13 protein-coding genes are annotated in these 13,606 nt (G+C 63.7%); 2 read left to right on the forward strand and 11 right to left on the reverse strand.

What is annotated here, in order from left to right:
* Positions 1-141: 141 nt before the first annotated feature.
* From Q0602_RS16930 to Q0602_RS16940, 3 genes are all read right to left on the reverse strand, one after another.
* Positions 142-561, reverse strand: coding sequence for a hypothetical protein (locus Q0602_RS16930; protein WP_298845764.1), 420 nt, complete (start codon positions 559-561; stop codon positions 142-144).
* A gap of 395 nt (positions 562-956) precedes the next feature.
* Positions 957-1,817, reverse strand: a complete 861-nt coding sequence (locus Q0602_RS16935) for a Crp/Fnr family transcriptional regulator (RefSeq protein ID WP_298845766.1) — start codon at positions 1,815-1,817, stop codon at positions 957-959.
* Between the two features lie 163 nt (positions 1,818-1,980).
* Entirely contained in the window at positions 1,981-2,136 is a 156-nt protein-coding gene (locus tag Q0602_RS16940; RefSeq protein WP_298845768.1) for a KGG domain-containing protein, read from the reverse strand.
* 726 nt (positions 2,137-2,862) lie between these two features.
* Between Q0602_RS16940 and Q0602_RS16945 the strand changes: the two genes are divergently transcribed.
* Complete coding sequence (locus Q0602_RS16945; RefSeq protein WP_298845770.1) at positions 2,863-3,585, forward strand: Crp/Fnr family transcriptional regulator; 723 nt, start codon at positions 2,863-2,865, stop codon at positions 3,583-3,585.
* A 103-nt stretch (positions 3,586-3,688) separates the two neighbouring features.
* Here Q0602_RS16945 and Q0602_RS16950 read toward each other — a convergent pair whose 3' ends face one another.
* The 5 genes from Q0602_RS16950 to Q0602_RS16970 form a co-directional block, all read right to left on the reverse strand.
* Positions 3,689-4,348, reverse strand: a complete 660-nt coding sequence (locus Q0602_RS16950) for a glycosyltransferase (protein ID WP_298845772.1) — start codon at positions 4,346-4,348, stop codon at positions 3,689-3,691.
* 46 nt (positions 4,349-4,394) lie between these two features.
* Positions 4,395-5,000: an SAM-dependent methyltransferase gene (locus Q0602_RS16955; RefSeq protein ID WP_298845774.1), complete on the reverse strand. Its 606-nt coding sequence runs from the start codon at positions 4,998-5,000 to the stop codon at positions 4,395-4,397.
* Positions 4,997-5,788 carry a PIG-L deacetylase family protein gene (locus Q0602_RS16960; protein ID WP_298845776.1) on the reverse strand — a complete coding sequence of 264 codons (792 nt, stop codon included), beginning with the start codon at positions 5,786-5,788 and terminating at the stop codon, positions 4,997-4,999. Before Q0602_RS16960 ends, Q0602_RS16955 begins: the two co-directional genes overlap by 4 nt.
* Entirely contained in the window at positions 5,785-6,909 is a 1,125-nt protein-coding gene (locus tag Q0602_RS16965; RefSeq protein WP_298845778.1) for an acyl-CoA dehydrogenase family protein, read from the reverse strand. The genes Q0602_RS16960 and Q0602_RS16965 overlap by 4 nt, the downstream gene beginning before the upstream one ends.
* Positions 6,910-7,066: 157 nt before the next feature.
* Complete coding sequence (locus Q0602_RS16970; protein ID WP_298845780.1) at positions 7,067-7,891, reverse strand: manganese catalase family protein; 825 nt, start codon at positions 7,889-7,891, stop codon at positions 7,067-7,069.
* Between the two features lie 292 nt (positions 7,892-8,183).
* On the opposite strand from Q0602_RS16970, the gene Q0602_RS16975 reads away from it, so the two are divergent.
* Positions 8,184-8,885 (forward strand): hypothetical protein, encoded by a 702-nt coding sequence (locus tag Q0602_RS16975; protein WP_298845782.1) that lies wholly within the window; start codon positions 8,184-8,186, stop codon positions 8,883-8,885.
* Between the two features lie 114 nt (positions 8,886-8,999).
* Here Q0602_RS16975 and Q0602_RS16980 read toward each other — a convergent pair whose 3' ends face one another.
* From Q0602_RS16980 to Q0602_RS16990, 3 genes are all read right to left on the reverse strand, one after another.
* Complete coding sequence (locus tag Q0602_RS16980; RefSeq protein WP_298845784.1) at positions 9,000-10,187, reverse strand: HlyD family type I secretion periplasmic adaptor subunit; 1,188 nt, start codon at positions 10,185-10,187, stop codon at positions 9,000-9,002.
* Positions 10,188-12,347 (reverse strand): type I secretion system permease/ATPase, encoded by a 2,160-nt coding sequence (locus Q0602_RS16985; protein WP_298845786.1) that lies wholly within the window; start codon positions 12,345-12,347, stop codon positions 10,188-10,190.
* The coding region (locus tag Q0602_RS16990) for a TolC family protein (protein ID WP_298845788.1) at positions 12,344-13,606 on the reverse strand (1,263 nt) is incomplete at its 5' end. The genes Q0602_RS16985 and Q0602_RS16990, both read right to left, overlap by 4 nt.

Raw genomic sequence — 13,606 nt, forward strand, 5'->3', positions numbered from 1 at the left:
CCAACGGCCTGAGGATGGCGGTAGCCTAACGCGAATGCCGGCATCATCGCCACGATGCCGGCACTCTGCCATTGGCCTCGAGACCTCGCTCTCAGCCTGGTCGTGATCGTTTAGCGGAAAAGAGTCAAGAAAGAGGGCGATTTAATCTGAATCAATTTTCGCCGGAGGGAAGTTGTTCATAGATTTTTCCCGATGTCTCAAATGCAGGTCACCGGGCGACTCGATGATCTGAAGATCCGGGAATAAACCCAGGACATGGAAAGCCTTGTCGAACGTGGTCAGTCGTGTGCTGATCTCGATATCGAAGAAATTCCTCGCGCTGGAGGGTGTCAAGTCCATGACCCGGAAGAACTCATCGCGCGACCACCCCTTGTCGATCAAGGCGTTCGATATCTCCACCTTGAGTCGTGTGCCGAGCGGTGGGTGCCAGAGATTGTCCTCATCTTCCGCGCTGGATGTCTGAGGAATGAATTCAGCCGAGGATAGATGGCTCCCGATGATCAGACTCAAATTCTTGACGCTCAAGCGAGACAGGTCGTCCAGTTCCTTCGACGTGGCCACGAATCTTGGCAACTCCCGACACGTCGCGATATATCCGGCTCTATCCCTGGAGACTTGGATCTTGTATCGCATCTTTTTCCTGCTCAAGCCGTTTTTTTGCGGGTTATTATTTTTTCTAATCTAGGCGCTGCTTTTCACCAACGCCATAATATGGGTTAGTTTTTCCCTGGGAATTGAGAAATTTGGTTCTTTTACAGGAGCGGCCTGCCACTCGAAAAGGGGAGGGCCGACCCCGGTGGCATTTCGCCGGCGCGGGGCCATACGGAGTGGATCTGGTTCAGGACCGGCCCGCTTTGGGGCTTGGCAGGCGTGCGGGTTGAATCCACCGATAGATCCTGGCTCGGGATTCGGTAGTCGAGGGGGTGAACGCATTGCTTCATCGTCAGGTGATCTTGCTATCGTCTACCAGGTTGCCCCCCAGGGGATAGCGCATCCCGAGCGTGCGCGGACCGCCCCCGCCGGCTGCCATGGCAATGGTGGAGGTAGGCGGTGCCAAACCCCGATAGGGCCAACAGCCCAGCGTAATCGGTGATCTGGATGTCGCGCGAGTCTCTGTCCCGGGTCAAAAGCCCCTTCGCCTCGAGCTGGCTCAGGCATCGGCACACATGGACATTGGTCATGCCCAGCAAGTCGCCGATGACCTGCTGGGACAGGGGAAGCGACAGGTCCTTCAGTTCAGCGCGCGAGAAGTTGAGGCGTGCGTGAAGCTCCAGAATGAAATAAGCGAGCCGACTCGTGGCATCGCGACTGATCAGGTTGTTCAACCGATCCGCCATGATGTTGCACTGATGTATCGTCGTAGCGAGCACGGCATTCACCAGGCTATGGTCCTTCTGCATCACATGATCGAGCTGCGACTTGTGCAAGGGAATGACCAAGCCTTCCGTCAGCATGATGACTTCATCGAAGCTTCCACCGGCGTGATGATCGCGCAGGCCGACGATCTCGCCGGGCAGGTAGAGATCGATGATCTGGCGATTGCCGTCCTCGCTGACGCGGCAGGAGCACGCCCAGCCATCCTGAATCGCCAGTAGATGACGATTGTTCAGCTCACGGTTCTTGATCACGCTACCTTTCTTGAACCGACGAGGCGCCTGCTGCAGTTCAGCCAAGGTTTCGCGGTGGTCGATCGATAACGGCGTATGGTGAGAGAAAATCTCGAAATATAGCGAGTAGTCGTACCACGCTTGAGCGTTTGCAGAGACGCGCCGACAGGGATCGTGCGATCTGCTGGTGACTTCGGCTAACGAAGACATAGTAATCTACCTCGGTCGAGGCCCTGCCAAGAGACCTGGCAGGGTTGGTTTCAAAGCTTGTCTTTGAGAACCGGTTTCGCCTGATCGGCCATTGGCTGGTAATGGCCAGCATGTCGTTGAACAGCGCCTTGGCGCTGCCTCGGTATGCCGGAAAGAAGCGCAGTCAGTTGCCCTGGATCTCGCCGCCTTTATGACCCGCTTCGGAAACCCTCTTCGGATCGTTATTGAGGCTGCCGGAACTCTCCTGGCCGCCATCGTGGGCGGCTTCGGCGGCCTTCTGACGACCGTCGTGGAAATCACCTGGATTATGATTAGCCATTGCAGAATCTCCTTTGAGGCTGTCGTCTGATAAATCCTTTATCAGATATCGGGCTTGAGCCGTCACTGGCAATGTAGTGAGCCTGAGTGGGCTTTGTCAGGCCCATCATGTTTTTAGATGTTATTAAATGAATTTCGGAAACGCTGTTCTATTATCGTGTTCGACAGGAGCCGCTTTTTTGTTCCGTATGTGCATGATTTGCGCCGGGTTATTTTCATGCATCCGCTATTTATCATGGGTTATATATAAGAGGGGATTTCTCATGGTGTTCATGGGTAATGCTGTGTTTCGCTGTTTTAGAAGGATTTTTCGGAACTGAAGTTAATCCGTGTCCGGTAAAGTCAGTTACAAATTTCCTGGGTGATGCTTTTATTGAGGGCTCCGCTCGAGCCCGTCTTTGCCCAGTGCGGGAACAAGGGGAGGCGGATACCGGTGCCGAGCGTTCCGCGCCGTGGCGGCCCATCTGATGGTCCGGCTGGCGGGATACCTGCTACCCTGGCAGCTGTCACCGATGCCGAAGCGCCCCTGGACCGCTCGATACCGCGTTGCTGGTGGCGATGCGGCCCGGCCGTAATGATCATGGTCTTGGGCTAAGGGGTTCGGTTGTCGTCGTGTCCAACCCCGCGTAGCGTCCGACAGGTGCGTGCCATCAGGAGAGGCACACCCCTTCGGGTCGACGGCCCGGTTCATCCAACCATGTGGAGGGATACCCTATGTGTTACTCCAATGCTTGATTACTGTTTCAATCGCCTTGCCAAATTCACGACGCTATCCGCTGAAGAGAAGAGCGCTTTTCGGGACGCCATCGATAACGAAGTCAGCTATACCCGAGGGGAGCATATCCTTTCCGCGGGCAAGGAACCCACGACGATTCATGTCATCTATCATGGCTGGGTCAGTCGATATAAATTACTCGATAACGGTCGTGAACATATCATGGCCTATCTCATCCCCGGAGACATGTGTGATATCCATGTCACGCTGCTCAAGAAAATGGATCACTCCATTCGGGCGGAGACGTCGACGACCGTTGGCACCATCAGCGAAAAAAGCATCAACCATCTATTGGGACATTATCCCAACCTGGCCAGGGCACTGTTCTGGTCGATGATGGTGGACGAGTCCATTACACGGGAGTGGGTGATCAATCTGGGCGGGCGTTCGGGCGAGGTCAGGATCGCTCATTTTTTCTGTGAGCTATTTCTTCGCAGCCAGGCGGCGGGGCTCACGAAGGAGAGTAGCTTTCACTTGCCTATCAACCAGATAAAATTGAGCGAGACCATGGGATTGACACCGGTGCATACCAACCGCGTGTTGCAGAGCCTGCGCCGGCAAGGCCTCATCGTCACGCGGAACAGCACGGTCGAAATACCCGATTGGGAACGTCTCAAGGCATTCGCGGACTTTTCAGACGACTATCTTCACATGAATTTGCTGAGCAAGAGCTGAGAGAGCTGTAGCAGGGATTGGTTGACTCATTCCCAGTGGTCAACTTTTCGATGCCCCGGCTCGTGATTCGCGCAGCGCGACACGTGGTCCTTCCTTTTCCGTTTCAGGATATTCCCTGCTCCAGCGAATTCAGTAACGCTCCCATGCCTTCAGGCGCCCTGGCTTTGCGTCGCGAACTGGTCTTGACGCGCATTCCGTGTAGCCAGTCGATGGTAAAACCATGCTGCTTCAGCGTGCCAATGAAGCGGACGTCTTCATGGGCGACCAACGGAGCGAAGCCCCCCACCGCGAGATAGGCAGCGACACTGACGCCGAGATTGGCGCCATGGATATGCCTCCCGGCCGTCACGGACCGACGATGAGAGAGATATCGCCGGCGGAGTTCCGTCGAGAGCGTCGCCCAATCGAGCAGATGGACGCCGCCGCACACCGCGTCGGCACGACTGGCAAGCTGTCGTACCAGCCAGTCCGGCTCGACGATCGTATCGGCGTCGGTAAACGCCAACCAGCGCGCGCCCTGGGCTATCAGCCAGCCTGCGCCGTTATGGCGGGCAAGCCCCACATTGGTGTAGTCGACCTCGATGGTGTGGACGCCGGCCTGGCGGGCGATCGCCGCGGAGCCGTCACGACAGGCATCCAGCACGATCGCGATTCGAACGGGCTCGGATTGCAAGGCCGGATGAGCGGCGGCGACCTGTAGCGAGGCGATACAGGCGCCGAGCATCTCTTCCTCGTTGTGCGCGGGTACCACGATACCGATCAAGGCGCGGGACTCTGCAGGGCTGGGTATTGCCGGGATGTCGCCAGCGTCATCTCGACTCTCCCGCCGGCACGCTTCCTGATGCCTCCCCGGACCACAGCTCGATGCGAAAGTCCGGCTCGACCAGGCTCGACTTGGCGGTCAGCCCCAGGTGCTCGTGCAGACGCTGGTGCACGGCATCGCCGGACCGGTAGCCGTCGGCGAGGGGGTGACGCCAGTGGCAGGCGATGAAATCGCCGGTGGGCCGAAGCGCGCATCGTAGCGCTCGCACCGTGGTCGCCAGCGCCGCCTCGTCCAGGTAGTAACCTATCTCGCTGAAGACGATCAGGTCGAAGGCGGCCACGGGCAGGGTGGTGGGAAGCTCGCGTCGTTCGAACCGCACGTGATCGAGATGTCCGAGCCGCTTTCTGGCGCTGGCCACGGCACTGGCGCTGGCATCCCAGCCGGTGAAGATGTCGCAGCGCTGGGCCAGCTCCGCGCTCAGGGCGCCGACCGAACAGCCGGGCTCGAAACCGTGGTGGTAACGTTCCCGGGGCAGCAGGGCGAGGGTCAAGGCGCGCTTGCGGGCCTCGTACCAGCGGGTGTCGCATCCCCATGGGTCGGCCGAGTCGACATGGAGCCGTTCGAAATGGGCCATCAGCCGGACGTCGCTCATGCTAGCACCACCTCGTGGTCCTGCATGAGACGGGAGAGCGTGGACGACGACAGGACGGCGGGCCGGCCAGTCGACGGGTCGGGTTCGCACTGGCTGGCGTGCTCGGTCATCGCCGCTCGCTTGCGCGCAAGTTGATCGTCATCGACGGTAACGCGCCGGGCCCGGTGCCAGGGGACACGGCTGTCGCCAGGCTCGGCCCAGTGCCACATCCAGACCGGCAGTTCGACCAGCGCCAGGCGGCGGTCGTCGGCGAGCCGGGCGCAGACGCGCCCCGTGGCCTCATGGTCCGGGTGACCGTCACCTCGCCAGGTGGTGACGAGGACGTCGTCGGGCCGCAGGAGTCGATGCAGGCGATAGGCCAATTCATGGCTCTCCTCGCCGACCCGGGTGTCGGTGAGGTGCAGCCGGATGACGTCCACCTCCTCGAGACCGAGCCGCGACAACGCCCGCCGGCTCTCCTCGGGGCGTATCCGTCCCAGCCGCTCCGGCGGCCAGGAGGAAGAGCCGGGGTGACTGCCGGTCCCCTCCGTGACCGCCACGATCAACAGCTCGCGACCCAGTGCCGACCACTGCTGCAGCAGCGCGCCGCAGCCGAGAATCTCGTCGTCGGGATGAGGGGCGACCACCACGGCGCGGAAGCCGACGGGTACCAGCGTCCCGGCATCGACCGCGGGAAGCGCCGAGAGCCCTTGCCATTGCCGCCACTCGGCGAGCGGCGTGCCGTTGCCGACGATTCGGCGGTCATCGGCGGCCGAGGCTGTTTCGGATCCCACTGCGTCGTCATTCATGACATCAATCTCCATCCATGGTGAGAGGGGACGTCACCGGGGGCCGTCGCCTTGTTCTCCTGGCGCCGCTGCAGCAGGTCGCGGCCTATCGACTCGAGATCCCGCTCCGCATGGGTCTGGCGGACGAAGACCGGCAGGTCCGCCATCATCCGGGCGAAGGCCGCGTCGCGGCAGTAGGGCGCGGCGCCCAGCGCCCGCCCGGCGTGCTCGATGATCGTGGCGACCATGTCGTCGATCGCGGCCCTGACCGAGAGAGCGAGAAGACGGGCGTTCTCTTGCGGATGAGCATCGACCCAGGCGGCAGCCTCGCGCAGCCTCGAAGCGCCGTTGTGCAGCGCCACCTCCACCATGCCGAGATGGGCCAGGCGATGGGGATCTTCCGGGTTGGCTCCCGCCAGCAGGGTCTCAGCGATGCGCCGCGCACCGCCCCACCAGCATGCCGCAACGCCGATACCGCCCTGCCAGAAGCCGGGGCGCCGAAGGTAGGCTCCGGGATCGCCGACCAGGGTGGCCTCGACGTTCTCGAACTCGATCTCGACGCTGGCAGTGGCGGCCATGCCCACGGCCGACCAGCCTCGCTGGGTCACCTGAACGCCGGGCCGGGAGAGTTCCACGGCGGCGAGGCAGGGTGTCTCCTCGAGCCAGCCGGTGACCAGGGCGTGAGTGACAGCGTGCGCCCCGGAACACCACGCCTTGGTGCCGTCGAGAACGACGTCGTTGCCATCGACCAGCGCTCCCGACCGTTCGGATGCCCGCCTCAGCGTCAGGCGGGCGAAAGGCGGCTCCGCCGCCCAGACGCCCCAGCGTGCCGTGGCGGGATAGCGGCTGGGCTGGGATATCTCGGCGAGAATCGCCAGTGCATCGGTATGGCCCTCGAACAGCTTGGCCAGACCGAGATCGAGCGCGGCGATATCCGACAGATGTTGCCATCGGGCCAGCGTTTTTCCCTGTGCGGGAAGATCGAGCCGGTCGAGTCGCGATGCCACGAGATGCCGAAGACGTCGCGCCAGCGACTCGGGATCCGCGGCGGGACAGGGCCAGTCGACGGTCAATCGTGGCAGCCAGTTGGCGGAATCGCTATCGGGAGGGGGGAGTGTCTTTGCCACCGTCGTCTGGGACACGGCTACCTACCTCGTCAGGCGGCTGGAGCCGCCACTCATCCATGAGAATAGTCGCTACCGGCATTTTCACCCGGCGTGGAGAACCGCAATGCGCCGGGTCGAGCGCCCACCCTCGGGAGTGGGCGCGTCACGGGAAGCGCTGCCGGGCGATCTTCGACTACATCTGCTCTTTCTGAGCGCCGGAGTGCTTCCTGGCCTTGCCCAGCGAGGGAACCTGTCCCTCCGGTTCCGGCTTGTCTCGTGTCGAGTACTCCCCTCGGCCATCCAGTGAAGGTCCCCGGTTCCAACGCCCCTCGGGCGCCTGCTTGTCGGTCAAGGTATTGAGATAGTAGTAGGAGTGCTCGGTGGCCTCGTGAGCTTCCGGAGTCGAGTTGGGGATCGGCAGGTTTTTCTCGAAACCGCCCAGCTCCTCGATGACCGCGAGCCACTGCTGCTGGTGATAGGTGTCGCGAGCGATGAGAAACGACAGGAAGTCCCGCATTCCCTTGTCGTCCGTCCAGTTGTACAGGCGGGTCGCCAACACGCGACCTCCCGACTCGGCCGCGACATTGGCCATCATGTCCGCGGCGACGTTGCCGGTCGCGTAGACATGGCTCATATCGAACGGAACGCCGTTGGCGTTGACCGGCATGGCGGAAAGCCCGGACGACAGCAGATGGCGGGGATTGGCGCCGCCGAGGATGGCGTTGATGATCGGATCCTTGGCGGACTCTTCCTGATAGGAGACCGGCGCTCCCTCCAGGTTGAGCGCCACGGCATGACCCAGCATTTCGATGTGGGAGAGTTCCTCGGTCGCGGTGGACATCAGCAGATCGCGGATACGATCGTCTCCCCGGGCCCCCATGGCCTGGAAGAAATACTGCATGGCGACGCGAATCTCGCCCTCGATACCGCCGATGGCCTGCTGCAGCAGCATGGCGAATTGCGGGTCGGGCTTGTCTACCTTGACGGGATATTGAAGTTTCGATGAGTGCTGAAACATGGGTCGTCTCCAGGAGAGAAGGTGGTCGGTTCCTTGACGCCTCCTGAAGCTAGTCGAATCGGAAAACGGTGGTGGTAACACAGATTAAGAAGGGCGCGGAATCGGCCGGACTTTTCATGTGGGTTAATCCACGAGGCAGAAAGAGGCGGAAAAACGTCATCCCGCCGCCCGTCCTCGCGCCGTGGACGGGAACGGGAGGTCGCTATCGGGCCAGCCATGCGACTAAAACCCTATAGTGGTGAATTCAAACGCTCGTTAGATTGCAACGATGGCCCGTTCAGGAGTGGCACCGATGGCTCTTTCAGGTATTGCGGCAATGGAACGACAGTCGTGGCAGCGCTTTTGCTGTCACCGCCCCTGGCGCCGGCCGGTGCTGCAGGTCGGCTTGGTGCTGGCTCTCCTGTTCGCGGCGACCGCCGCCGTGGCGCAAACGCCGGACCCGACCCTGTTCTCCCTCATGCAGCGGTGGGGCAACGTCGAATACCAGATGCAGGGCGATGCCCGCATGAAGGCGTTCGAGGACCTGGCCAACGAGGCCGATGCACTGGCCAGGAACCAACCGGACAACGCCCAGGTGCTGACGGCCCAGGGGGTCGTGCTGGCGTCCTACGCCAAGGCGAAGGGCGGCCTGGGAGCGCTGGACCTGGCCAAGCGGGCGCGCACGGCGCTGGAGAAGGCGATCGCCATCGACCCTCAGGGCGAGAACGGCTCGGCCTACGTGACGTTGGGCGCACTCTACCAGCACGCGCCGGGCTGGCCGATTGCGTTCGGCGATTCGGACAAGGCGCGGGAGCTGCTGCAGAAGGCGGTGGGTATCCGGCCCGACGGCATCGATACCAACTTCTACTATGCCCAGTATCTGGAGGACGAAGGCGAGCATGCCGAAGCGCTGGAGTACGCACGGCGGGCCGTGGCCGGGCAGGCGCGAGCTGATCGCAGCTCGGACGAGGCGCTGCGCCGGCAGGCCGAGCGCTGGCTCGCCGAACATCGGTAAGCCGGTGCCGCGGGCGTCGTCGCACGGCGCTCGCAAGCTCCAATCTCGCCAACTTCAATCTCGCCAACTTCAATCTCGCAAGCGTCCGTCTCGAGACCGTCAATCACGAAACGTTCAATAGAGTTTCGCTTTCAGCAGCGGCTTGAGCAGGTAGTCCAGCACGCTGCGCTCGCCGGTCTGGATATCGACCTGGGCGATCATGCCGGGAATGATCGGCAGGTCCTTGCCATTGTGCGTCAACGAGCCGCTTTCGGTGCGGATGTAGACCTTGTAGTAGGACTCCGTGCCCCGGGGTGTCTCCTCTTCTATGGTATCGGCGCTGATCTGCTCGACCGTCCCTTCGAGATCGCCGTAGATCGTGTAATCGTAGGCGGTGATCTTGACGCTGGCCGGCATCCCGGGCGCCAGGAAGGCGACGTCCTGCGGCTTGATCTTGGCTTCGAGCAGCAGCTGGTCCTCCAGCGGGATCACTTCCATGATGGTCTCGCCCGGGGGCACCACGCCACCCCGGGTGGTGTAGTTGATCGCGTTGACCCGGCCATGCACCGGCGAGTGCAGTTCGGTGCGCTGGTACTGGTCCTGGCGCTGCACCAGAACCTGCTCCAGCGACGACAGCTCCCCCTTCTTGTCCGTCAGTTCGGTGTAGGCATCCTGCACGTAGCTGTTCTGGATCTCGGCGCGCTTGCCACGCAGCGAGGCGATGTCCTGCTGTAGCTGCAGCGACTCCATCTGGCTGACTGCCTTGCGCTCGACCAGCGGCTGGATCAGGTTCAGCCGCCGGCTGGCCATCTGGATCTCGTGATCCAGGGAGCCGGTGGCCTCGCGCAGCTTCTCCCTGCGGGCGTGGAACAGTTCGCGCTCGGACCGGGCCAGCGAGCTCTGGGCATCGACATCCGCCGGGAAGTCGATGCTATCCGCCTCGAGCACTTCGGCCTGCAGCCTGGCAATGGCGGCTTTCAGCGCCTGGACCTGATTTTCCGTCTCCTGGTAAGCGCTGCGGAAGCGGGTGCCGCTGAGCTTGACCAGCAGCTGGCCCTTGTCGACGATGTCGCCTTCGCGCACCTCGAGCTCATCGATGATGCCGCCTTCCAGACTCTGGATCGACTGGATGCGACTGACCGGGATCACGCGGCCCTCGCCGTGGGTCACCACGGCGATGTGCGCCCAGGCGGACCAGCCGATGAAACTGAGCAGGCAGACCAGGACGGCCCATACCACGGGGCGGGCGAGCGGATGACGCAGGTTGGCCCGTGGGTCGCCAAGCTGCCGCTGCAACTGCTGGTCGCTGAGTGTCGTGGCCATCTAGCGTCCCTCCCGCGGGGTCGGGCTGCCGGAGGCGACCCGATTGCCCTGCACGACCTGATCGAGGTTGCCCTGCATCGCCAGCTTGCCGTCGCGCAGCACGATGGCGCGATCGGTCAGCTCCAGCAGCGGCTTCTTGTGGGTCGACACGATCAGCGTGCGGCCCTCCATCCACCGTTTGAGGAATGCCACGGCGCGCTTCTCGTTGTTCTGGTCGAAGGCGGCCGTGGGCTCGTCCAGCAGCACGATGCGGGGGTCCTGCAGCACCAGCCGGGCGAGGCCGATGGCCTGACGCTGCCCGCCGGAGACGCTGCCGCTGGAGGCGATCGGCAGCTCCAGCCCCTGGGGGTGACTGCGCACGAAGCGGCCCAGGCCGACGCCGTCCAGCGCCTGGAAGATCTCCTCGTCCTCGTAGGCCGCGCCATCCAGGGTCAGGTTGTCCCGCAGGGTGCCGTAGAACAGCGCGATGTCCTGGGGGAGATAGCCGATCGCCCGACGCCGGTCGGCGGATTCGATCTGGGTGATATTGATGTCGTCTAGCATCACCCGGCCTGCGGTCGGCTCGACGAAGCCCGAAAGCAGCCGCAGCAGCGTCGATTTCCCGGCGCCATTGCCGCCCAGCAGCGCGATCCGCGAGCCCGCCTCGATCGTCAGTTCTTCGATCTTCAGCGCGGCCGGCCCCTCTTCGTGATGGCGGACCACGACCTCTTCCAGGCGATAGTCGCCGTGGAGCCGGGGCTTGCGGACTTTCTGGCCAGCCCCGCTTTCGTTGGGAGCCTGCATCAGTTCGTCCAACCCTTCGACCGCCGCCTTGACGTGCTGCCAACGGGCGAGCAGGGCGCTGGTCTGGCCCATCGGAGCGATGGCCCGCGAGCCGAGGATGGAGCAGGCGATCAGCGCACCGATGGTCATGTCGCCGGCACTGATGCGATAGACGCCGACGATGACGATGCCGACATACCCCAGCTGCTGCAGCAACGAGGCCGAATGGGTCAGCATGCTGGTGACCGCCCTCAGCCGGATCGAGGCGTTGGAGAGCTGCGCCGACAGCGACTCCCACAGCGCCAGGTTTCTGCCCTCGGCCCGCGTCGCCTTGACGGTCTCGAGCTGATCCAGCGACTCTAGCAGCACGCCGTTCTTGACCGCACCCTCGCGCAGGTTCTCGCGCGCCAGTCTGGCCAGATGGCGCTGCAGCAGCAGCCCGGGGAGGATCATGCCGGCGATGGCGGCCACCGGCACCCACGCCACCGGGCCGCCGATCCAGGCGATGATCAACACGAACAGCGCCACGAAGGGGAGGTCGCTGATGGCGCCAGCGGTGGCGGAGGTGAAGAATTCGCGGACCGATTCGAACTCGCGCACCTGGCTGGTGAAGGCGCCGGTGGAGGCTGGCTTGGCGTTGAGACGCAGGCGGACCGCCTGTTCGAAGAGTTTCGACGAGAGTTCGAGATCCAGACGCTTGCCGATCACCTCGAGCAGATGCGCCCTGAGCCCCTTGAGCAGGAACTCCAGCAGCACGGCCAGCGCCACGCCGCTGGCCAGCACCCACAGCGTATCGAAGGCGGCGTTGGGAACGACCCGGTCGTAGACCTGCATCGCGAACAGCGCGGTGGAGATCGCCAGGACGTTGGCGGCCAGGGCGGCGACGCCGACTTCGGCGTAGGCGGGCCAGCAGGCTCTAAGCGGCTCCTTCAGCCAGTGCTTGGGGGCCGCCTGGGCGAAGTTGCCGGCGCGGTCGTCGCTGCGGGCGGCCGGCCGGGCGAAGATCGCCGTGCCGCTGTAGAGGGCGTCCAGCGCTTCCGGCGTCAGCATCTCCTCGCCGCCGTCGGCTTCGGGGAGGGCGATGCGGGCTTCCCCGGCATCCAGCGACTCCAGCAGCGCCGTATCGCCGTTGTCGAGAATCAGCAGCGCCGGCAGCAATCGCGGCGAGATATCCTTCAGCGAACGTCGGCTCACGCGGGCGCTGACCCCGGCCCGGCGCAGGGCGCGGGAGACTTCTCTCAGCGGTAGCCGTCCTTGCTCCAAAGGCAGCCCGTCGCCGAGCTCCGACAGGGAGGTGGGGCGGTCGAGGCGACGACATAACAGCACCATCCCTTCCCGCAGCGGGTCGTTGCTCTCGTCGACCGGGTCCGTGAAACGTTCGGAGGCGGAAAGGCTCATGGGGCGTCACCTCCCAGGCGGCCTGTAATCAACGGGTTGATCAGCCCCAGCTGCGAGGCGGCGCGATACTGGATGCGCTTCTGCTGGCTCTCCAGGTCGATCAACTGGCGGCGGGCCGAGAACGCTTCCTGCCGGATCGTCAACAGGTCGTTGACGTCGCGCAGCCCCACGGAGAACTGGTCGTCGTAGAGATCGCCCACGGACTGGGCCTCCTCGACCTGGTCGGACAGCGCCTGCTGGCGCTGGCGGTAGACCTCGGCGTTCTCGATCAGGGTCAGCACGCTGCGGCGGATTTCGCGGCGCTGGTCGTCGACGCGATAGCGGGCCGCCTCGAGCCTTTGCCGGGCGGCGTCCGGTCGCTGGAAGTTGGCCAGCCCCTGCAGCGTATCCATGCGCAGGCGGAACCCGATCACCGAGTCGTTCTGCAGCTCGCCGCCGATCTGGCGTCGCTCCAGCGAGCCTTCGAGGTTGAGCTGCGGCTTCAACGACGCCTGGGTCTCGTCCAGGTCGGCCTGGGCCTGTTCGGCGGTTGCCACGGCCTGCCGGTAGGCCGGCGCCGCCACGATCCACTGTTCCAGTCTTGCGTCATCCAGGCGATCGGTGAGGGTCGTCGGATCGGGCGCATCCAGCGCATCCGGCGAGACGCCGACCAGCACCCGGAACTGCTGGCGGGCGTCGTTCAGCGAACCGCGTTCCGTCGCTAGTTCGTCGCGGGCCTGGGCCAGGTCCAGTGCCACGCGCCCCTGTTCGCTGCTGTCGGTATAACCGTTGCTGCCTCGGTCCCGGGTCAGGCTGCGCAGCGCCTCGAGCTCGTCGACATAACGCTGGGTCACTTCCAGTCGATTTCTGGCGGCCAGGATGTCCAGGTAGGCCTCGGCGATATCGAGCGCGGCCTCCTCTTCGGCCACGCCGAGCGCCCGCCGAGCCTCGCGCTCTGCAGCGCTGGCGCTGGCAACCTGGCTGTCGATGCGGCCCCAGTCGTAGAGCATCTGGCGGGCCGAGGCGTCGTAGCCGAACTCGCTGAAAGGAAACTCTTCCGGGCCCGCCGAGAGATCGACGGTGGGGAAGTAGCCCCATTCGGCGATATCCACCTCGGTACCGGCGGCGTCGGCATCGGCGATCGCCGCGCGGACCGCCGGGTTGATGGCCAGTCCCCGACGCACGGCCTCTTCCAGCGACAGCGGCCCGGAGAGCGGGGCGGATCGAGGCCGACTCTCGCTGCCGGCGGGCCTGTTCGTCGCTGTCGTCGAGGGCGACCA

Source organism: uncultured Salinicola sp. (genome assembly GCF_937921195.1).
GTDB lineage: Bacteria > Pseudomonadota > Gammaproteobacteria > Pseudomonadales > Halomonadaceae > Salinicola.